Source organism: Streptomonospora nanhaiensis, assembly GCF_013410565.1.
GTDB classification, from domain to species: Bacteria; Actinomycetota; Actinomycetes; order Streptosporangiales; family Streptosporangiaceae; genus Streptomonospora; species Streptomonospora nanhaiensis.
Genome location: NZ_JACCFO010000001.1, coordinates 4,516,653 through 4,536,000, shown reverse-complemented (window position 1 = coordinate 4,536,000; position 19,348 = coordinate 4,516,653). Strand labels below are relative to the sequence as shown.

Below are 19,348 nucleotides of genomic sequence, written 5' to 3'. Positions count from 1 at the left end.
CGAGCGGCCAAGGCGGCGCGCCGCGGGGCGCGGCGCGCGGCCGGTAAAGGTTGGCCTGGCCCGGGTCGCGGCCGGGTCAGCCCTGGAAGGCCAGCAGGCAGGCGGTGAAGCTGTGCACGTGGTTGCGGCCGGAGACGGGGCCGATCTCGCCGGCGGCGAAGAACCCGCCGACGTTGACGATGCCGAGGTTCTGCTGCACCGAGCGGACGTCGTGGTCGGCGGTGGGGAACATGCCCGAGCCGCGCCCGTTGCACGAGAACAGCAGCGCCCCGCCGGTGCGCCCGGCGTGCTCCTCGCCGAAGGCCCGCAGCCGCTCCACCAGGTCGGCGGCCGCGGAGTCGTGGTCGCGGACCTGGAACCGCACGGTCTGGCCGACCTCGACCATGTCGCCGATGCTGAGCGATCCGGCCTCGGGGTCGGCGCCCAGCACCGAGCGCACCAGGAAGTCGCCCTGCTCGTGGCGGTCGGCGTACTCGTCCATGGCGATCCCGATGTGCAGGCCCATGGCCGCGAGTTCCTGCTCCTCGGGCGGCAGCGCGTTGACCAGCGCCTCAAGCCGCTCGTAGGCGGGGGCGCCGGCGAGCTCCAGCACGATGTTGCCCTCGGCCTTGGTGACCGCCATGGCCGGCCCGATGGGGCGGCAGCCCTGGCTGACCACGGTGCCCACCACCCCGGGCCCGCCCAGGAGCAGGCCCACGGCGCCCGACTCGGCGACCTCGCCGTCGCTGAACAGCCGCACGGACTCCTCGCCGTGCATGCCGTCGGCCAGCCCGCCCACGATCGGCAGCCCGCCGAGGGCGTCGGTGGAGCGCTCCACGAACGACTGGGCGGGGAACTCATAGGGGTTGGCCAGCAGCAGCGCGGCGCGGTCCTCGGGGTCGGGCTGGTGCATGCCCACCACCGCGAGGTGGTCGCCCTCGGGGATGGCGTCGAGCCGGAAGGGGGTGAGCGTGACGTCGGGCAGCCGCGCCGCCCACACGCTGACCGCGCCCTGCCCCTCGACGCCCCGGCCGCCGCCCACCACGCCGGTGGAGGTGCAGCCCAGGGTGACCGCGCCCTCGGCCAGCGCCATGACGCGCTCGCCGGCCAGCACGACCTCGTCGGGGTCGGCGCCGCTGACGAAGAAGCAGACGAGGTCGGCCGCGCCGTCCAGGGGCCGCAGGGCGTCCAGCGCCGCGCGCTCCGCGGCGCTCACCAGATCGGCGCCCGTCGCCAGCGCGTCACCGAACCCCGCCACGCCCCCACCTCGCATCGTTCGTCCGATATGGCACACCGGGACCATACTCCCAGTCCTACGCCCTCAAACCCGCACGGCGCCCGCGGTATTTCGCGGCGCCCGCCGAGGCCGCGCCCCGGGCGGCGGCGCGGCCGGGCCACTGGCCAAATCGGCGCGCGGGCATAGACTCGACGCTGTGTCTGCCGCTACTTCTGGCCACACCGCCCCCGCCGACCTCCCCGCCACCCTGGGCGCGCTGCGCGCCTCGGGGCACGTGCGCCGCACGGTCAAGCAGGAGGTCCGCGACACCCTGCTGCGCCGCATGCGCGCCGGCGAACCCCGGTTCCCCGGCATCGTCGGCTTCGACGACACCGTGCTGCCCCGGGTCGAGCGCGCGCTGCTGGCCGGCCACGACCTCGTCCTGCTCGGTGAGCGCGGGCAGGGCAAGACCCGCCTGATCCGCACCGTCTCCGGGCTGCTGGACGAGTGGACCCCCGTCGTCGACGGCTGCCCGATCAACGACCACCCCTACGACCCCGTCTGCACCCGCTGCCGCGCGCTGGCCGCCGAGCACGGCGACCAGCTCCCGGTGTCCTGGTGGCACCGGGAGGAGCGCTACGGCGAGAAGCTCGCCACGCCCGACACCGGCGTGGGCGACCTGATCGGCGACATCGACCCGGTCAAGCTCGCCGAGGGCCGCAGCCTGGGCGACCCCGAGACCGTCCACTACGGCCTGGTGCCGCGCACCAACCGCGGGGTGTTCTGCCTCAACGAACTCCCCGACCTCGCCGCCCGCATCCAGGTGGCGCTGCTCAACGTGCTGGAGGAGCGCGACATCCAGATCCGCGGCTACGCGCTGCGGCTGCCGCTGGACGTCCTGCTGGTCGCCAGCGCCAACCCCGAGGACTACACCAACCGCGGCCGCATCATCACGCCGCTCAAGGACCGCTTCGGCGCCGAGGTCCGCACCCACTACCCGCCCGACCTCTCCGACGAGATCGACCTCGTCCGCCAGGAGGCCGACCTCCCCTCCGGCGCGGTGGTGCCGCTGCACCTGGTCGAGACCGTGGCCCGGTTCACCCGCCTGGTCCGCGACTCCCCCTCGGTCGACGACCGCTCCGGGGTGTCGGCGCGGTTCGCCATCGCCGGCATCGAGACCGTCGCGGCCTCGGCACTGCGCCGCGGCGCGCTGACCGGCGAGGACACCCCGGTGGCCCGGGTCTGCGACCTCCCCTCCATCGTCGAGACCCTCCAGGGCAAGGTGGAGTTCGAGGTCGGCGAGGAGGGCCGCGAGACCGAGGTGCTGGCGCACCTGCTACGCCGCGCCACCGCCGACACCTTTCGCGCCACCCTGGGCGGGGCCGACCTCACCGGGCTCACCGACCTGTTCGCCGAGGGCGGCACCGTCGAGACCGGCGAACTCGTCAGCGCCGCCGACCTGCTGCGCGGCGTGGGGCCGCTGCCCGGCCTGGCCGACCTCATCGCCCGCCTCTCGCCCGACGAGGGCACCGGCGAGACCCCCGGGTTCGCCGCCTCGGCCGTGGAGTTCGCGCTGGAGGGCCTGTACCTCAACCGGCGGCTGTCCAAGGACACCGTGCGCGACCGCACCGTCTACCGGACCTGACCGGGCGCCGGGCGCACGCGCGCCCGGCGCCCCTTGGCCGGCGCGGCGTCCGGCCGCGCACCGCCGCGCCCGCGGCGAAGGGAGACCACCCGTGGACCGCTTCCGATACGGCCCCTACGACGACGGCCCCGACCCGCTCGCGCCGCCCTACGACGTCCGCGCGGCGCTGGACGAACTGGGCCGCGACATCATGGCCGGCGCCAAGCCGCAGCGGGCCCTGCGCGACCTGCTGCGCCGCGGCACCCAGGGCGTCAGCGGCCTGGACGACCTGCTGCGCCGGGTGCGCGAGCGCCGCGAGCACATCCGCTCCAAAGGCCGGCTCGACGGCACCCTGGAGCAGGCCCGCGCGCTGCTGGACCGCGCGATCGGCCAGGAGCGCGCCGAGCTGTTCCCCGACCCCTCCGACGACGCCCGCTTCCGCGAGGCCGAGCTGGACTCCCTGCCCGCGGACACCGCGGCGGCCGTGCGCCGCCTGGCCGACTACCGGTGGCGGTCGGAGGCGGCCCGGCGCAGCTTCGAGGAGCTGCGCGACCTGCTGCGCCGCGAGGTGCTGGACACCCGGTTCCAGGGCATGAAGCAGGCGCTGGAGCGGAGCACCCCCGAGGACATGCGCCGGGTGCGCGAGATGATCGACGCGCTCAACGCCATGCTGGAGGACGACGAGCGCGGCGAGCACACCCAGGACGACTTCGACCGGTTCATGGCCGCCTACGGCGACATGTTCCCCGACGACCCCCGGCCGCGGAACCTGGAGGAGCTGGTCGACACCCTGGCGCGGCGCTCCGCCGCCGCCCAGCGCATGATGAACTCCCTCACGCCCGAGCAGCGGGCCGAGCTGGGCGGCCTGATGGACCAGGCGGCCCGGGAGTCGGGCCTGGCCGACGCGCTGGACCGGCTCTCCGGCGCGCTGCGCGCCCGCCGCCCCGACCTCGCCTGGGGCGGTGCCGAGGACGTGGACGGCCCCGAGGGCCTGGGCGCCGGCGACGCCACCACCGCCGTGCAGGAGCTGGCCGACCTCGCCGAACTCGACACCGCGCTCAGCCAGGGCTATGCCGGGGCCGGGCTGGAGGACATCGACGAGGACGCCGTACGCCGGGCGCTGGGCCGCCCCGCGGTCGACGACCTGGAGCGCCTGCGCGCCCTGGAGCGCGAACTGCGCGACCAGGGCTACCTCGAAGGCTCGCGGAACCGGCTGCGGCTGACCCCCAAGGCCGTGCGCCGCCTCGGCGAGACCGCGCTGCGGGAGGTCTTCGCCGACACCGCCGGCCACAGCCGCTCGGGCGGGCACGCCGCCGACTCCGCCGGCCGCTGGGGCGAGCCCACCGGGGCCGGCCGCCCCTGGGAGTTCGGCGACGAGGAGCCGCTGGACGTGGTGCGCACGCTGCGCAACGCGATCGGCCGGGGCGCGGCCGAGCCGGGCGGGCCGGTCCGGATGCGGCCGGAGGACTTCGAGGTCGTCGAGACCGAGCGCCGCGACGCCGCGGCCGTGTGCCTGCTGGTCGACCTGTCCTACTCCATGGCGCTGCGCGACCTGTGGGGCAGCGCAAAGCAGACCGCCATGGCGCTGCACTCCCTGGTGACCACCCGCTTCCCCCAGGACGCGGTGCAGATCATCGGGTTCAGCGACTACGCCCGCGAACTCCCCGCCCACGGCCTGGCCGAGCTGTCCTGGGAGCCGGTCCAGGGCACCAACCTGCAGCACGCGCTGCTGCTGGCCGGGCGGCACCTGGACCGCCACGCCGACTTCGAGCCGATCGTGCTGGTGGTGACCGACGGCGAGCCGACGGCGCACCTGCTGCGCGACGGGTCGGCCGCGTTCGCCTGGCCGCCCTCGGCCGACACCACGGCCGCCACGCTGGCCGAGGTCGACCGCATGACCCGCCGCGGGGCCGCGCTCAACGTGTTCCTGCTGGCCGACGACCCCCGCCTGGAGCGGTTCGTGGACGAGGTGGCCCGCCGCAACGGCGGCCGGGTGGTGCGCCCCGACCCCGACCGCCTCGGCGGGTACGTGGTGCGGGACTTCCTCAGCCGCCGCCGCAGGACCGGCTGAGCATCCGGCCCCGGCGGATCAGCCCCCGAACGCCACGGGGGCCGGGGCGCCGGTCTCGTAGCACATGACCAGGCCGCCGCCCAGCGGGCTGACGGTCACGGTCACCCGCAGGACGCGGGAGGCCGACCACACGGTGCGCACGGTCTGCAGCGCGGGCGTGCCCTCGGCGACGCCGAGGTCGGCGGCCTCGTTGGGGCCGATCTGGTGGGCGGTCAGCTCGTCCTGGTAGCCGGTCTGGGCGTGGCCGAGCCCGGCCAGGACGCTGATGGTGCCGGCGGGGATGTCGGCCTCCTCCACCAGCGGGGTGCCCTCGGCGAGGTCGGCCGGGTAGTAGGAGGTCTCGATCGCGACCGTGCGGCCGTCGATGGCCCGCACGGCCCGGCGGCTCACGGCCGCCGAGGTGCCCAGGCGGTCGGCGATGGGCTGGGGCACGGAGTCGTGCCGCTCCACCCGGAGCCGCTTGCTGGGTTCGCGTCCGGAGTCGACGACGAACTGGTCGAAGGCGTCGTGGGTGACCTTGGAGTCGCGCACGTGCTCGCGGGAGGCCGGGTAACGGAAGGCACCGTTGCCATCATTCATACAGAACACCTTTTCGGGGTGCGGTTTCAGCAGTCAGTCGTCGTAGGTGTTGGCCTGGAGCGCGTCGAGCAGGTCGTCCTCGGAGGTGTCGCCCTCCACGTACATCAGGTGGTGCCGGTCCGCGGGCATCCGGGTCACGGTGTAGCGGATCGGGGTGTCGCCGGAGAAGGCCAGCCGCTCGTGCACCAGCAGGGGGATCCCCGGGCCCATGCCGAAGCGGTCGGAGTCCTTGATCGAGGGCATCTCGGCCCGGATGACGTCCCAGTGGCGGGTCTGCGGATAGCCCATGGCGGCCAGCACCTCCTTGGTGCCGGTCGGGATGTCCTCGGGGGTCTCCAGTTCGGACCCCTCGGCGATGTGGCCCGGGTAGTAGCTGAGCTGGCGCTCCCACAGCCGCGCGCCGAACATGCGGTCGCAGCGGCGGCACAGCACGAACGCCCCGGGCCGGTTCGGGTCGATCCTGAGCAGCCGCGCGATGCGGCCGCCCGCGGGCCCGCGCCGGGCCTGGAACCGCAGCCGCGGCTCCTCGGTCTGCTCCTTGGACATGCGCTCGACATAGCGGGCGTAGCGCTCGTCGTCGGGGATTCCCTCGATCGAGGACGCGACGTGCACGATCGGCCGGCGGGGCCGGCGCACCGTGCTGCCGCTGCCCTGCTTGATGTCGATGCGCCCCCGGTTGGCCAGCTCCTGCAGGGCGCGCCGCACGGTGTTGCGGGACGTGCCGTAGGAGGCCATGAGCTGCTCCTCGGTGGGCAGGCTGTCGCCTGGCTCGTAGCGGCCGCCGTCGATCTCGGACAGCAGCGCGCGAGCGATCACCAGGTGCCGGGGTTCCATCATCGCTCCACAGCGCGGAATTCGTTCCGATAAGTCTACCCGTAAGTCTTGACGGCGCCACAATCGCGCCGCAGAGTTGACTTGTGGGTACGACTCCAATGAGTTGACTAGGACACTAGACTCCAACGACTTGATGATCAAGTCCCCGAGGTCACCGGTGTCGTCGCGGCTTTGCGGAGGCGTCCCCCGCGCCGCGCCCCCGCGCGGCGGCCGTGCGGGCGTCGGACGGGCGCCCGCACGGCAGACGGAGAGGAGGGGAGACGATGCTGACTGTTGTGATCGTGGCCGCCGTGGTCGTCGCGGCCTTCGCGGTGGGCATGGCGCTGGCCGCCTCGATCGGCAAGGGCGAGGGCTCCGACCGCCCCCGGCCGCCCCGGCACCGGGGCCGCCCCGGCGCGGGGCCCGTGGTCCCGCGGGCGCGGACCGCCCCCGACAACGCGGCCACCGGGCCGACCGCGCGGACCCCGCGGTCGGCCGGCGAACTCTCCGGCAACGCCGCCGGACGCGTGTGACCCCTGTGACCCCCACCCGCCGCCCGTGACCGGGCCACCGGGTAGCCGCCCGGGCGGCCGGGTCGCCTGACCGCCGCGGTCCGCCGGCCCCGCCCCCGGGGTCCGGCAGGCGGCGCCCGCCGAGGAGGGGGGCGGGCGCCGCCCAGGCCGCGCGGCGCCTCAGCCCTCGCGGGGCGTCGTCACCCGCGGTCCCCGCGGCCCCTCAGCGCTCGTAGACGCTGACGTCGGTGATGGTGCGCAGCACCCCGGGGTCGATGTCGCCCTCGGCGTAGAAGAGCTTGTGGCGGTCGGCCGGCATGGTGGTGCGGGTGAACCGGATCGGGGTCGTGCCGGAGTAGGCCACCCGCTCGTGCACCAGCAGCGGCACCCCCGGGCCGATCCCGAAGCGCGCGGAGTCCTTGAGCGAGGGCATCTTCGCCCCGATGACGTCCCAGGCGCCGGTCTGGGGGTAGCCCAGGGCGGCGATGACGTCCTTGGTGCCGCCGGGGATGTCGGTGGGCAGCTCCAGCGCGGTGCCCTCGGCGATGAACCCCGGGTAGTAGGACTCCTGCCGCTGCCACAGCTGCGGCCCGATGACGCGGTCGCACCGGCGGATGACCACGAACGCCCGGGGGTTGTCGGGGTCGAGCTTCAGCAGGCCGGCCAGCACGCCGGCGGCGGGTTCGCGGCCGACCTCCAGGCGCTCGGTGGGGACCTTGCCCTCCTCCTCGCGGAGGCGGTTGATGTAGGCCTCGTAGCGCTCGGCGTCGGATCCGGCGGGCGCGGGCGAGGCCAGGTGGAGCGTGGGCCGGTAGCGGCGCACCGTGCTGCCGCTGCCCTGCTTGGTGTCGATCCGGCCGCGGTTGGCCAGCTCCTGCAGGGCCCGGCGGACGGTGTTGCGCGAGGTTCCCCACTCGCGCATCAGCTCTTCCTCGGTGGGGAGCTGGGCGCCGGGCGCGTAGTCGCCCTCGTCGATCTTCTCCATGAGGTCACCGGCTATGCGCAGGTGCTGAGGTTCCACAGCCGCCCCCCTGATTCACTGATTCGTTCGAATGATTCTACTCAGACCTGTTGACGAACCACCACCGCCGGTTCATTCTAAAGGTAGGAATGAATCGCATAACGCCGAAGAGGAGACAGACACCGGCAAACCTTCTAGGCAGCACCAGACGGAGGAGTGGTTCATTCCCCTCCCGGCCAATCCGGGCCGGGGCCGTGCGAACGTCGGACGGGCGCTCGCACGCAGCGAGAGGAGGGGACATGCCCCTGGTATTCGGAGCGGTGGTGATCCTGCTCGTGGCGTTCTTCAGCGTCGTGCTGGGAGTGCTCGTGGCCGCCACCATCGGCATCAAGCGAACCGACCGCGGCCACTTCCGCGCCCTGCGCCACGGCCGCGACAAGCGCACCTTCTCGGGCGCCGGCCGCAGCGTCACCGGCCTCCGCTTCCTCGACAGCGTCGAGGACGACGGTGACGACGAGGACGAGTTCGGCCGGCCCGGCGCGCTGGTCTAGCCCTCCCGGGTCAGCGCCGACCCGCCCCCGCAGGAAGCAGTGAACGAGCGAACGTCCGCCCCGCGGACACACCGCACGCCCGGCCACTCCCGGGCGCGCGTTCCCACCACCGCCCGTTCCCGCCGGAGGCCGGACCCTCCCCGTGGAGGGGCCCGCCCGGCGGGACACAGCGGTGGTGGAGAGGCCGAAATCCCGGAAATCCCCCTGGTCAGCCGCGAATTGCACGGAAACCGGTGACGGATTGTCCCGGCCGGGTATCCAGGCCGTGACACAATCGTGTCCGTGTTTTGCCGCCTAAATGTTGTTTCATTTAATTTCCAGGTGGAAAACACTTCGCTGTGAGCGATTTCGGCCCTTGTCCCGCGCCTTATTCCGCCCCGTGGGTAGATCTGCCCCGGCCATACGTCGAACTCGTCGCTCAGTGCCTCATCGTCCGCGGCGTCGACGTGCTCGACCACTGGAACGATCCCCTGGACCCGCGCGACGTCTCCGTCATCGTCCGCTCCGGTGGTCCCGCGGCGCCCGGACGGCTCCGGTTCGTCTGGGACGAGGAGAGCGGCTGGCGTTTCGGCCCCATGGACGCCGAGGGCTGGGTGGCGCTGGAGCGCACCCGGTATCTGCCCGGGGGGCTGCTGCCCGATCCCGACCAGGTCGCCGCCGTCGTCGGCCGCGTCCTCGCCGGCACCGAGACCGGCAGCCCCCACCGCCCCCACTACCGGTCCTTCCGCGACTACGGCGACGGCTTCGACGCCCGCCTCGCGGCCTACGCGCGCGCCGCGCTGCCGCGCTGACCGGCCCGTCCGCCCCCGACGCCGCGGGCGGCGCGCCGGAGACCGGGTGTCAGTGGTCGAGCGCGGCGACCAGGTCGCCCACCAGGTCGTCGGCCGACTCGATCCCCACCGACAGCCGCACCAGGTCGGCCGGGACCTCCAGCGGCGACCCCGCCGCCGAGGCGTGGGTCATCCGGCCCGGGTGCTCGATCAGCGACTCCACGCCGCCCAGCGACTCCCCCAGGGTGAACACCCGCATGCGCTCGCACACCTTCAGCGCCGCGTCCTCGCCGCCGCGCAGCCGGAACGAGATCATGCCGCCGAAGGCCCGCATCTGGCGCTCGGCGGTCTTGTGCCCGGGGTGGTCGGGCAGGCCCGGATAGTAGACCTCGGCCACGGCCGGGTGGTCCACCAGCGCCTCGACCACGCGCTCGGCGTTGGCGCAGTGGCGGTCCATGCGCACGCCCAGGGTCTTGACGCCGCGCAGGGTCAGCCAGGCGTCGAACGGTCCGGCGACCGCGCCCATCGTGTTCTGGTGGAAGGCCAGCCGGTGGCCCAGGTCGGCGTCGGAGACCACCAGCGCGCCGCCCACCACGTCGGAGTGCCCGCCCAGGTACTTGGTGGTGGAGTGCACGACCACGTCGGCGCCCAGCGTCAGCGGGCGCTGGAGGTAGGGCGAGGCGAAGGTGTTGTCGACCACGAGCAGGGCGCCCGCCTCGTGGGCCACGCCCGCCAGCGCCTCGATGTCGGTGATGTTGAGCAGCGGGTTGGTGGGGGTCTCGGCCCAGACGGCCACGGTCTCGGGCCGCACTGCGGCGCGCACCGCCTCGACGTCGGACTGGGGCACCGCGTCCCAGCGCACGCCCCAGCGCTCCAGCACCGTGGAGAACAGCCGGAAGGTGCCGCCGTAGGCGTCGCCGGGGATGACCACGTGGTCGCCCGGCTTGGCGATCGTGCGCAGCAGGGTGTCCTCGGCCGCCATCCCCGAGGCGAACGCCAGCCCGCGGATGCCCGACTCCAGCGCCGCCAGGCACTCCTCCAGCGCGGCACGGGTGGGGTTGGCGGTGCGCGAGTACTCGTAGCCGCCGCGCAGCCCGCCCACGCCGTCCTGGGCGTAGGTGCTCGTCTGGTAGATGGGGACCACGACCGCGCCGGTCTGGGCGTCGGCCTCCTGACCGGCGTGGATGGCCAGAGTCTCAAACCCGTCGAACGTCATGGCCACACCCTAGCCGCGCCCGCGGCCCAAGATCGTCCGATCGCGGCACGGGTCGCGGGCCGGGCCCGCCGCCCCGCCCGCCCCGGGCGGCCTACCGGGTGCCCTCGCGCACCGGCCGCAGGGCGCCGGGGCGCCGGGCGGTGATGCGGTCCAGGGCGGCGGCGGAGGCGTCGTCGGCCGGGAGGTGGACCACCAGGTGCTGGCCCTCGGCGTCGAGGATCTCGAAGGTTAGCCGCAGCTCGCCCGCCTCGGGGTGCACGACGCGCTCGGCCGAGGTGCGCCGCGGCGCGGCGGGCACGGCCGCCATCCGCTCGGCGAACGGCGCGCCGGCCGTGATGGTCAGCTCGTCGACCAGGTGGGCGAGGTGGAGGTCGGAGCTCGAGGACTCGGATTTGAGCAGGGCCACCTGCTGGTCGGCCACCCGGTCCCAGTCGGGGAACACGGCGCGGGCGCGGGGGTCGGTGAAGAGGTACCGGACCCGGTTGGGCGGGCTGCCGTCCAGCAGGCCCAGCGGCCCGGCCAGGCGCTCGTAGGCGGCGGTGTGGGCCAGGGTCTCGCCGGGCCGGTCGAACAGCGCGGCCGGGGCGGGCTCCAGCCGGTCCAGCCGGGCGCGCATGGTGGGGCGCACCTGCCGGTCGGGCGGCATGCCTCCCGGGCACAGGACGTCGGCGCCCGAGGCCTCCTTGGCGAGGTTGCGCAGGTGGACCCGCTCGGCCACCGACAGCCGCAGCGCGGTCGCTGTCGTCCACCTCGCCGAGTCTAGAGCGGCACGGCCGCGCCGAGCCTGGCCCCGCGAAGGCCAGGCTCGGCGCGGCCTTCCCGCGGCGGCGCGCTCCCCGCAGACTGGGGGCCATGACCTTCACCACCCACTCCCCCGCCCACACGGGTCCGGCCGCGGGAGGCGCGGCATGATGCGCTACCGCCTGTTCGGCCCCTCCGGGCTGCGCGTCTCGGAGCTGTTCCTGGGCGCCATGACCTTCGCCGACGCCGACGAGGGCCGCCGGATGGTCGACGTGTACGCCGACGCCGGCGGCAACGTCATCGACACCGCCTCGGCCTACGGCGACAGCGAGAAGGTGCTCGGCGACATCCTGCGCGGCCGCCGGGACCGCTTCGTGGTCGCCACCAAGTTCGCGCTGACCCGCGAGACCGGAGACCCCAACTCCGGCGGCGGCCACCGCAAGAACCTCGCGCTGTCGCTGGAGGCAAGCCTGCGCCGGCTGCGCACCGACTACGTCGACCTGCTGTGGGTGCACGCCTGGGACGAGCACACGCCCATCGAGGAGACCATGCGGGCGCTGGACGACGCCGTCCGCGCGGGCAAGGTCCTCTACGTGGGCGCCTCCAACCTCCCGGCGTGGCTGGTGTCGCGGGCCAACACCCTGGCGGAGTGGCGCGACTGGACCCCGTTCGCGGGCATCCAGGTGCCCTACAGCCTGCTCCGCCGCGACATCGAGCGGGAGCTGCTGCCCATGGCCGAGGCCTACGGCATGAGCGTGGCCGCCTACGGGGCGCTCGCCGCCGGGGTGCTGTCGGGCCGGTACACCGACGCGGCCGAGCCCCCCTCGGGCGGCCGGGTCGACCCCGCCTCCCTCTCCGAGCGCGACCACCGGGCCGCGCGCGCCGTGGTCGCGGCGGCGGCGGAGCTGGGCGCCACGCCCACCCAGGTGGCCATCGCCTGGACCCGCGCCCGCTCCCGCGCCGTGCACCCGATCATCGGCGCGCGCAGCGCCGAGCAGGTCCGCGGCAACCTCGGCGCCCTCGACCTCGACCTGCCGGCCGAGGTCGTGGCCCGCCTGGACGCGTCGGTGGACTTCGACCCGGGCTATCCCAGCGACCTCAACACCGGACCGCGCCCGTGGATGCACGGCGGCGAGGGAGTGGAACTGGAGCCCCGGACCCGCCCCGCCGGGCTCCGGCCCGGCGGCTAGGCGGAAGGCGCCGTGAGCGCGTCGACGTAGGCGTCCCAGACCGGCGCGGGGTCGGCCGCGCGCACGCCGGCGCGCAGCCGCTCCACCTCGCCCGGCGCGTAGAGGCGGGCCAGCGCCCCGGCCAGGTCGGCGGGGTCGCCGGGCGCGCACAGCAGGCCGTCGACCCCGTCGGCCACCTGCTCGGGCAGCGCGCCCGCGCGGGTGGCCACCACGGGCAGGCCGTGCTCGTGGGCCAGCCACACGTTCTGCGTGGCGGTGGCCGTGCGGTAGGGCAGCACCACCGCGTCGGCGGCGGCGAACAGCGCGGGGATCTCCTCGGCCGGCACATAGCCCTCGCGGAACTCCACCCGCTCGGCCACGCCCAGCTCGCCCGCCAGGGCGCGCAGCCGCTGCGCCGAGCCGCCCCAGAACTCCCCGGCGACGGTCAACCCGACCTGGGGCGGGGCGCCGTGGGCCAGGGCGCGCAGCAGCACGTCCACGCCCTTGTAGGGGCGCACGATGCCGAAGAACAGCAGCCGGTTGCGGCGGCCCCCGGGCGGGGCGGGCGCGGGGCCCGTGCCGCCGGGGGCGGTCGGCGGGTGCGGGGGCAGCGCCGCCGTGCGGACGTCGGCGCCGGGACCGGCCAGCCCCCGGGCGAGGCGGGCCTGCTCGGGCGAGTGCGCCAGGACCGCGTCGGTCCGGCGCAGCAGCGCGCGCATCAGCGCGGTGTCGGCGGGGCCGCGCTCGTGCGGCAGCACGTTGTGGCACAGCGCCAGGCTGCGGGCGCGCCCGCCCATCCCGGCGAGGATCCCCAGGTAGGGCACTGCCTGCTGCGGGATGAGGACGGCGAGGACCGCCAGGTCGGCGTCGCGGCCGATGCGCCGGCCCGCGCGCCACCAGCTGTCGGGGCGGTTCCAGGCGAGGTCGCGGCGGGTGGCGGGGAACGGCGCGCCCTCGGGCGCCTCGACCGTCTGGCGCCCCGGGTAGAGCCGCTCGGGGTACTGCGCCCGCCACGACTCCACGACCACCTCGTGGCCGCGCTCGGCGAGCCGGTGGGCCAGCTCGGTGGTGTGCCGGGCGCCGCCGCCCTTGTAGGGGTGGGTGGGCCCCACCAGGCTGATCCGCATCGCCGGCCCGTCAGGCGCCGTCGCGCGAGCGCACGATGAGGTCCGCCAGCAGGGCCAGCGCGCCCACGATCAGCCCGCTGGTCAGCAGCATGATCGTGTTGTTGGGGATGTACAGCGGGGTGCGCACCTGGTCGAAGACGAACTTGGCCGCGCCGATGCCCAGCAGCCACAGCGCGATGGGCATCAGCACCTTGAGCGGGTTGAAGTACATCACCATCCGCAGCACCTGGAGGATGTAGCGGTAGGCGTCGCGCACGAAGTGGAACTTGGAGGTGCCCGACCGCTTGGCGTAGTCGATCGGCACGTACTGCACCGGGTGCTGGTTGGACAGGAACGCCAGCGTGATGGTGGTGACGCAGGAGAACCCCGGCGGCAGCAGGCGCAGGTAGGGCAGCGACACCTCGCGGCGGAACGCGCGCAGCCCGGAGTTGAGGTCGGGGATGCGGGTGTTGGTCAGCCGCTCGGCGACCTTGCGGATGAGCCATTTGGCCGGCACGCGCAGGAACCGGTGGCTGCCGGCCTCCTGCGTGCGGGCGCCCACCACCTGGTCGATGTGGGGCTGGGCGGCGAGCAGGTCCACGAACTCGGGGATGCGCTCGTTGGGGTAGGTCATGTCGGCGTCGGTCCACACGACGATCTCGCCGCGGGCGCGCTGGGTGCCGATCCGGCGCACGGTGCCCGCGCCGCCGTTGTGCGGGAAGGCGACCACGTGCAGGTGGTCGAACAGCGGCTCGACCTCGCGCAGGCGGGCGAGCGTGTCGTCGGTGGAGGCGTCGTCGATGGCCAGCAGCTCGTAGGTGTGGTCGGAGGCGTCCATTGCGGCGCAGATCCGCTCGACCTCCTTGACCACGTGGTCCTGCTCGTTGTAGCAGGGCAGCACGATGGAGACGTGGGGGGCGGCCTCCGCTGCGCCGGGGCCGTCGTCGGGGGTGTGGGGCATCTCGCTCACGGTGTCAGGTTCACTCACTCGCCGCTGATTGTGTCGGCCGCATGCGGGCCGTGTACGGGCTCTCGTGCCGGTGGACCGGTGCCGCCCTCGGGCCGGCGGGCCGCCGCGCCCGCGCGCCCGGGCGGTCCGGCGCGCCGCCCCCTGCCGCCTCCGCCAGAATAACGGCGGCCCCGCCCTCACCGGACGACGGCGACCCACAGCTCGTCGTCGAAGATCCAGGGTCCGGCGGGCGGCTCCATCAGGGTGCTGGGGTCCTGCTCGGTGTGCACGTCGAACGGCCGGGTCATGGTGGCGCCCTCGGGGACGAGGGGCCGCAGGTCCTCGGGCGCCCCGGCGGCCAGGACCGGGGTGCGCCCGCGCTCGCGGATCTCCTCGACCACGCGGGCGGCGTCGGCCTGGGGCACGGCCGAGGACAGCGCCGCCGTCGGCACCCCGCACATGCCCCGGACCAGCTGCATGAAGTTGGCGTAGGCGGAGTCGACGATCAGCACGCTGGCGTCGTCGGGGATCGCCCGGCACAGCCGCTGCGCGGCCGCCACGCTGCCCACGTCGGAGCGGTAGGTCATCACCCCCCAGGCCGTGATGGCGGTCGGCACCAGCATCACCGCCGCGCCCACCACCGCCGCCGCGCCCGCGGCGGCGGTGCGCACCGCGCGGCGGTCCACCGCCGGCTCGGTGGCCAGCCGCCGCGTCAGCCAGGCGGTGAACCACACCGCGAACAGGATGAACGCCGGGATAACCAGCACGATCAGCCGCCGGCTGGCCCACGGGTGGTCGGGGGTGATGGCCGGGCGCAGCAGCGTGGTCACCACCGTCCAGCCCAGGACCAGCGCGGGCAGCACCCACTGCGGTTCGCGGCGGCGCAGGATGCGGTGGGCCAGCACGGCCGCGCCGAAGGTCGCCAGCAGCACGGTGCTCAGCCCCACGTACCAGCCCACCCAGTACAGGCTCAGCTCGTAGTAGGTGCGGTCGGGGTCGTTGGGCAGTCCCTCGAACGCCTGCACCTGCCCGATGTACATGGCCGTCGCGGCGGCGCCGTGGCCGTAGTCGGTGTAGACCAGCGGGCGCAGCGCCAGCACCGCCATCACCACGACCACGGCCGCCGCGCCGGCGGCCGGAAGCCATCGGGGGCGGTCGGTGCGCGGCACCCCGCGCCGCCACAGCAGCGCCACCGCCAGGGCCACGGCCGCCACCACCCCGGCGCTGATCAGCAGCAGGGGGTTGAGCGAGTCGGAGAGGTGCTCCAGGTAGGGCCGGGACAGCCCGTACCCGGCGGTGAACCCGTAGCCGGCGCCCAGCACCAGCCCGGCCAGCAGCGGCAGCGCCTGGCCGCGCCGGGCGAGCAGCAGCAGCCCGACGAACCCCACCAGCGGCAGCAGGTCGCGCAGCGCGTCGATGCGCACGACCAGGCCCAGCCCGAACACGAGTCCGGCGCCCCCCGCCAGCGCGTGCGCGCGGCCCCAGCGCCCGCCCAGGGCGGTGCGCCGCGTCAGCGCGTCGAAGGCCAGGGCCAGCGCGCCCAGCAGCAGCACCTGCGCCACCGGCTCGCTGTAGGTGGACCGGCTGACCCACTGCTGGGTCTGGCAGACCGCCAGCACCAGCGCCGCCAGGGGCGCCCACCGCACGCCCACCAGGCGGCCGGCCAGGCCGCCGAACGTCACGACGCCCAGCCCGCCCACCACCGGCGGGGTGACGAGCATCCCGGTCATGCCGCCCAGCCAGTGGCCGACGGTGTAGACCAGCGGCGCCCCGGCGAGGAACTGCGGCCACACCACCTCGCCGACCTCGTAGTAGGCCAGGCTGTCGTAGACGAGCGCGGGGTCGTCGCCCGCGATCAGGTCGCGCCGCTGCGGGATGGGCAGCGAGCCGTGCTCGGCGATCCAGAACGTGAACTGGGCGTAGGAGGCGGGGTCGCGCCGGATCACCAGGATCTCGGAGTGGTAGGCGATCTGCACGGCGGTGAAGGCGACCCCGATCAGCACGGTGAGCACCAGCGGCCACCACGGGACGTCCTCCCCCGCCTCCGCTCCGGGCGCCGGCGGCACCAGCCGCGCCGCCGCCAGCAGGCCCAGCGCCACCGCGGGGACGCCCAGCAGCCCGCCGGCCAGCGGGGTGAGCACCCCCGCCACCAGCAGCGGGAACGCCACCAGCAGCCACGCCGAGATCGCGATGGCGGGCGCCGCGGTGACACGGGTGAACATGCGCGCGGAAGTCGATCCCATGGGGGCAGCCTCTCAGTTCCCCCGCCCCCGGGGAGGCGGTCCGGCGGGGCGGGGCGCCCGGATCAGTGCGAAATCGTGACGTCGGGGCCGCGGCGCGGCGCCTTGCGGCCAACGGGACGGTCCCCTTGTGTCCGCTGAGTACCATGTGGCAGGTTCCCGGCCGCGCGGCCGGGCCGATCCGGACCAGCCGAAAGGAGGGCGCGCGTGGGCGCGGAAACCCCCGTGGACCTGTGGCGCTCGGCCGTCGCGGCCGATCCCGCACGCCCGTTCGTCACCGCCTACGACCACGACACCGGCGGACGGGTCGAACTCTCCTTCGCCACGGTCGACAACTGGGTCGCCAAGACCGCCAACATGCTGGTCGACGGCCTCGGCGCCGAGCCCGGCGACCGGGTGGCGCTGGCCCTGCCGCCGCACTGGCAGAGCCTGGTGTGGCTGCTCGCCTGCTTCTCCACCGGCGCGGTCGCGGTGCTGGGCGGGCCCGGCGAGGTCCCCGAGGGCGACATCGCGGTGGCCGACCCCGCACGCGTGGCCGCCGCGCTCGACACCGGCGCGCGCGAGGTGGTCGGCACCTCCCTGCACCCCCTGGGCGCGCCGATGGCCGACTGCCCGCCCGCCGCCCTCGACTACACCGTCGAGGTCCGGGGCTACGGCGACCGCTTCCCCGGCGCGGCCGTGGATCCCGACTCCCCCGCCCTGGCCGGGGCACCCGCCGGGCCCGAGGAGCGCACCGGTGCCCAACTCGCCGGCACCGCGCGGCGGCGCCTGGCCGAGTGGGGGCTGACATCCGCCGACCGCGTGGCTATGATCACCTCGGCGCGGGACTCCCTCGCAGTCCTGGGATCCGACCTGTCCCTTCTCCTCGGACCCGTGGCCGGCGCACTGCCGCTGGTCCTCATTCCCGACGGAGAGTCGACTACCCTGCAAGCGCGGCTTGGCATGGAGCGTGCCACGGCGATCGCCGGTGCGCGGCCCGGTACCCCCGCAATCGCCGAATCCCTCAAGCCGCTGACCTGACCCCTCCCTCCCTTGGTGCCACATTGCCCAGAAAACGCTCATCCCGAGGCTCCGCGAAGGGCCACGCGGCACGGAAGAGCCTGTCCGTCGGCGGCTGGATCTCCGTCATCTCGACGGCCCTCGTGATCGGCAGCAGCCTCACCGCCTACGCCGCCTACTACGACATCTACGGCAACATCAACCAGGAGGACGTCGACACCGACGCCTTCGGCGACCGGCCCAGCAGGGTCGAGGGCGCGCTGAACATCATGGTGATCGGCTCCGACGTCCGCACCGGCGAGAACGCCAACTACGGCGAGGCCGAGGGCGAGCGCCCCGACTCCCTGATCATCGCCCACATCTCGCCCGAGAACAGGCGCGCCACGATGATCAACCTGCCCCGCGACCTCATGGTCGACCTGCCCGCGTGCGAGGCCAACGGCGACCACCCGGGCATGCAGGCCCAGCGCGGCATGATCAACTCCGCCATGTCCTTCGGCGGCGTGCAGTGCCAGTGGAAGGCCGTCGAGCAGATCACCGGCATCCACATCGACCACTTCGTCAGCGTCGACTTCACCGGCTTCAAGGGGATCGTCGACTCCCTGGGCGGGGTGAAGATGTGCATCCCCGAGCCCATCGACGACGACAAGGCCAAGCTGCACCTGGAGGCCGGCGAGCAGGTGCTCAACGGCGAGGAGGCGCTGGGCTACATGCGCTCCCGCTACGGCCAGGGCGACGGCACCGACACCGCGCGCATCGGCCGCCAGCAGGAGTTCCTGGGCGCCATGCTGAACGAGGTCATGCAGGGCGACGTCCTGACCAGCCCGGCCAACCTCACCGGCTTCCTCGGTTCGGTCACCGAGACCATGACCACCGACGACGAGCTGACCCTGGAGGTCATGACCGACATCGCCGTGGCGATGCGCGAGGTCGACCTCAACAACGTCAACTTCGTCACGGTGCCCAACGGCCAGGACCCCGCCGACCCCAACCGGCTGGTTTTCAGCGAGCCGCAGGCCAGTGAGCTGTTCGACGCCATCGCCAAGGACGAGGACATCACCGGCGACGACGACCAGGGCGGCGGTGGCGGCGGAGGCGGCGGCAACGGCGGTGGCGGCGGAGGCGGCGGCGGCCAGAAGGTCGAGCCCGGCGACGTCTCCGTCGAGGTGCTGAACGGCCAGGGCACCCCCAACCTCGCCGACCAGGTGGGCCAGTGGCTGACCACCGAGGGCTTCCAGGTGGTGGGCACCGGCAACCCCGAGGTCATCCCCGAGCAGAGCACCGTCTACTACGGCCCGGGCCAGGAGGCCCACGCCGAGGCCATCGCGAGCGAGGCCGTCAACGCCACCACCGAGGAGAACCCCGCACTGGGCGACACCGTCCAGCTCGTCCTCGCGGCCGACTGGGAGGGCTTCACCTCCACCAGCGGCGGTGGCGGAGGCGGCGGCGTCGAGGGGACCTCGGCGGCCGACGCCAAGCAGGAGTGCTGATCCGGACCGCGCGCTAGGTGTACCGACCTGAGAGGTTGGTGACGCGGGAGGCGGGAGGGCCGCCGCCGAGGCGGCGGGCCCCCCGCCGTTCGCGGTGGCGCCCGGGGGCGTCTCGGAGCGCGCGGGAGGTCGTCGGCGCGCTCGCCGCCGGGGCCTGCGCACGGCTCGTCGGAAACGGCCTGGAGCCGCCGGGCGGTCGGCCGGTCCCCGCGCCCCCTGAGTCCGGGGCGCGGCGCCCCGCTCCCCCGCTCCCTCCCCCCGCGACGCGGGCGCCCCGCGCCCCGGCGGGCGCACGCGACGCGGCCCCCGGCGGAAGGAGTCCTCCGCCGGGGGCCGCGTGGGGCCCGCTGCCGCTCAGCGGC

General features: G+C 74.6%; 17 protein-coding genes. 8 read left to right on the top strand and 9 right to left on the bottom strand.

Annotated elements, in window-relative coordinates; genetic code table 11:
* Positions 1-76 precede the first annotated feature (76 nt).
* A complete protein-coding gene (locus HNR12_RS20060) occupies positions 77-1,237 on the bottom strand; it encodes an FIST signal transduction protein (protein WP_179769044.1) in 1,161 nt (386 codons plus the stop codon).
* Positions 1,238-1,412: 175 nt separating this feature from the next.
* Here HNR12_RS20060 and HNR12_RS20055 point away from each other — a divergent pair, with 175 nt between their 5' ends.
* Positions 1,413-2,840, top strand: coding sequence for a sigma 54-interacting transcriptional regulator (locus HNR12_RS20055; protein WP_308118607.1), 1,428 nt, complete (start codon positions 1,413-1,415; stop codon positions 2,838-2,840).
* A 91-nt stretch (positions 2,841-2,931) separates the two neighbouring features.
* Positions 2,932-4,890 (top strand): hypothetical protein, encoded by a 1,959-nt coding sequence (locus HNR12_RS20050; protein ID WP_179769043.1) that lies wholly within the window; start codon positions 2,932-2,934, stop codon positions 4,888-4,890.
* An 18-nt stretch (positions 4,891-4,908) separates the two neighbouring features.
* Here HNR12_RS20050 and HNR12_RS20045 read toward each other — a convergent pair whose 3' ends face one another.
* On the bottom strand, positions 4,909-5,469 hold the full coding sequence (locus HNR12_RS20045) for a UTRA domain-containing protein (protein WP_179769042.1): 561 nt from the start codon (positions 5,467-5,469) through the stop codon (positions 4,909-4,911).
* 33 nt (positions 5,470-5,502) lie between these two features.
* Complete coding sequence (locus HNR12_RS20040) at positions 5,503-6,306, bottom strand: GntR family transcriptional regulator (RefSeq protein ID WP_246425137.1); 804 nt, start codon at positions 6,304-6,306, stop codon at positions 5,503-5,505.
* Between the two features lie 260 nt (positions 6,307-6,566).
* On the opposite strand from HNR12_RS20040, the gene HNR12_RS20035 reads away from it, so the two are divergent.
* Complete coding sequence (locus tag HNR12_RS20035) at positions 6,567-6,815, top strand: hypothetical protein (protein WP_179769041.1); 249 nt, start codon at positions 6,567-6,569, stop codon at positions 6,813-6,815.
* A gap of 202 nt (positions 6,816-7,017) precedes the next feature.
* On the opposite strand, the gene HNR12_RS20030 is transcribed toward HNR12_RS20035, so the two are convergent.
* The gene (locus HNR12_RS20030; RefSeq protein ID WP_179769040.1) at positions 7,018-7,815 is read right to left on the bottom strand and encodes a GntR family transcriptional regulator; all 798 of its coding nucleotides are present in this window, start codon (positions 7,813-7,815) and stop codon (positions 7,018-7,020) included.
* A gap of 239 nt (positions 7,816-8,054) precedes the next feature.
* On the opposite strand from HNR12_RS20030, the gene HNR12_RS20025 reads away from it, so the two are divergent.
* Together HNR12_RS20025 and HNR12_RS20020 are read left to right on the top strand one after the other, a co-directional pair.
* Positions 8,055-8,306 (top strand): hypothetical protein, encoded by a 252-nt coding sequence (locus HNR12_RS20025; protein ID WP_179769039.1) that lies wholly within the window; start codon positions 8,055-8,057, stop codon positions 8,304-8,306.
* Positions 8,307-8,644: 338 nt separating this feature from the next.
* Positions 8,645-9,097, top strand: a complete 453-nt coding sequence (locus HNR12_RS20020; RefSeq protein WP_179769038.1) for a DUF6292 family protein — start codon at positions 8,645-8,647, stop codon at positions 9,095-9,097.
* A gap of 49 nt (positions 9,098-9,146) precedes the next feature.
* Here the strand turns inward: HNR12_RS20020 and HNR12_RS20015 are convergent, their stop codons facing one another.
* Together HNR12_RS20015 and HNR12_RS20010 are read right to left on the bottom strand one after the other, a co-directional pair.
* Complete coding sequence (locus HNR12_RS20015) at positions 9,147-10,292, bottom strand: cystathionine gamma-synthase (RefSeq protein WP_179769037.1); 1,146 nt, start codon at positions 10,290-10,292, stop codon at positions 9,147-9,149.
* A gap of 91 nt (positions 10,293-10,383) precedes the next feature.
* Entirely contained in the window at positions 10,384-11,010 is a 627-nt protein-coding gene (locus HNR12_RS20010; protein ID WP_338119803.1) for an MmyB family transcriptional regulator, read from the bottom strand.
* 193 nt (positions 11,011-11,203) lie between these two features.
* Here HNR12_RS20010 and HNR12_RS20005 point away from each other — a divergent pair, with 193 nt between their 5' ends.
* Complete coding sequence (locus HNR12_RS20005; RefSeq protein WP_179770748.1) at positions 11,204-12,223, top strand: aldo/keto reductase; 1,020 nt, start codon at positions 11,204-11,206, stop codon at positions 12,221-12,223.
* Here the strand turns inward: HNR12_RS20005 and HNR12_RS20000 are convergent.
* The 3 genes from HNR12_RS20000 to HNR12_RS19990 all read right to left on the bottom strand — a co-directional run bounded on the left by HNR12_RS20000 (position 12,220) and on the right by HNR12_RS19990 (position 16,500).
* Positions 12,220-13,329, bottom strand: coding sequence for a glycosyltransferase family 4 protein (locus HNR12_RS20000; RefSeq protein ID WP_179769036.1), 1,110 nt, complete (start codon positions 13,327-13,329; stop codon positions 12,220-12,222). The genes HNR12_RS20005 and HNR12_RS20000 overlap by 4 nt on opposite strands.
* Positions 13,330-13,339: 10 nt before the next feature.
* Positions 13,340-14,269 (bottom strand): glycosyltransferase family 2 protein, encoded by a 930-nt coding sequence (locus HNR12_RS19995; RefSeq protein ID WP_179770747.1) that lies wholly within the window; start codon positions 14,267-14,269, stop codon positions 13,340-13,342.
* Positions 14,270-14,454: 185 nt separating this feature from the next.
* Positions 14,455-16,500: a hypothetical protein gene (locus tag HNR12_RS19990; RefSeq protein WP_179769035.1), complete on the bottom strand. Its 2,046-nt coding sequence runs from the start codon at positions 16,498-16,500 to the stop codon at positions 14,455-14,457.
* Between the two features lie 204 nt (positions 16,501-16,704).
* On the opposite strand from HNR12_RS19990, the gene HNR12_RS19985 reads away from it, so the two are divergent.
* Positions 16,705-17,517 carry a TIGR03089 family protein gene (locus tag HNR12_RS19985; protein ID WP_179769034.1) on the top strand — a complete coding sequence of 271 codons (813 nt, stop codon included), beginning with the start codon at positions 16,705-16,707 and terminating at the stop codon, positions 17,515-17,517.
* A gap of 122 nt (positions 17,518-17,639) precedes the next feature.
* Positions 17,640-18,986: an LCP family protein gene (locus HNR12_RS19980; RefSeq protein ID WP_308118618.1), complete on the top strand. Its 1,347-nt coding sequence runs from the start codon at positions 17,640-17,642 to the stop codon at positions 18,984-18,986.
* Positions 18,987-19,348 lie beyond the last annotated feature (362 nt).

What these genes read in the sequence shown, in the direction of transcription:
- HNR12_RS20045 (WP_179769042.1), bottom strand. Translation starts at nt 5,469, where the DNA reads ATGAATGATGGCAACGGTGCCTTCCGTTACCCGGCCTCCCGCGAGCAC.
- HNR12_RS20040 (WP_246425137.1), bottom strand. Translation starts at nt 6,306, where the DNA reads ATGATGGAACCCCGGCACCTGGTGATCGCTCGCGCGCTGCTGTCCGAG.
- HNR12_RS20035 (WP_179769041.1), top strand. Translation starts at nt 6,567, where the DNA reads ATGCTGACTGTTGTGATCGTGGCCGCCGTGGTCGTCGCGGCCTTCGCG.
- HNR12_RS20025 (WP_179769039.1), top strand. Translation starts at nt 8,055, where the DNA reads ATGCCCCTGGTATTCGGAGCGGTGGTGATCCTGCTCGTGGCGTTCTTC.
- HNR12_RS20015 (WP_179769037.1), bottom strand. Translation starts at nt 10,292, where the DNA reads ATGACGTTCGACGGGTTTGAGACTCTGGCCATCCACGCCGGTCAGGAG.
- HNR12_RS20005 (WP_179770748.1), top strand. Translation starts at nt 11,204, where the DNA reads ATGCGCTACCGCCTGTTCGGCCCCTCCGGGCTGCGCGTCTCGGAGCTG.
- HNR12_RS20000 (WP_179769036.1), bottom strand. Translation starts at nt 13,329, where the DNA reads ATGCGGATCAGCCTGGTGGGGCCCACCCACCCCTACAAGGGCGGCGGC.
- HNR12_RS19995 (WP_179770747.1), bottom strand. Translation starts at nt 14,269, where the DNA reads ATGCCCCACACCCCCGACGACGGCCCCGGCGCAGCGGAGGCCGCCCCC.
- HNR12_RS19990 (WP_179769035.1), bottom strand. Translation starts at nt 16,500, where the DNA reads ATGGGATCGACTTCCGCGCGCATGTTCACCCGTGTCACCGCGGCGCCC.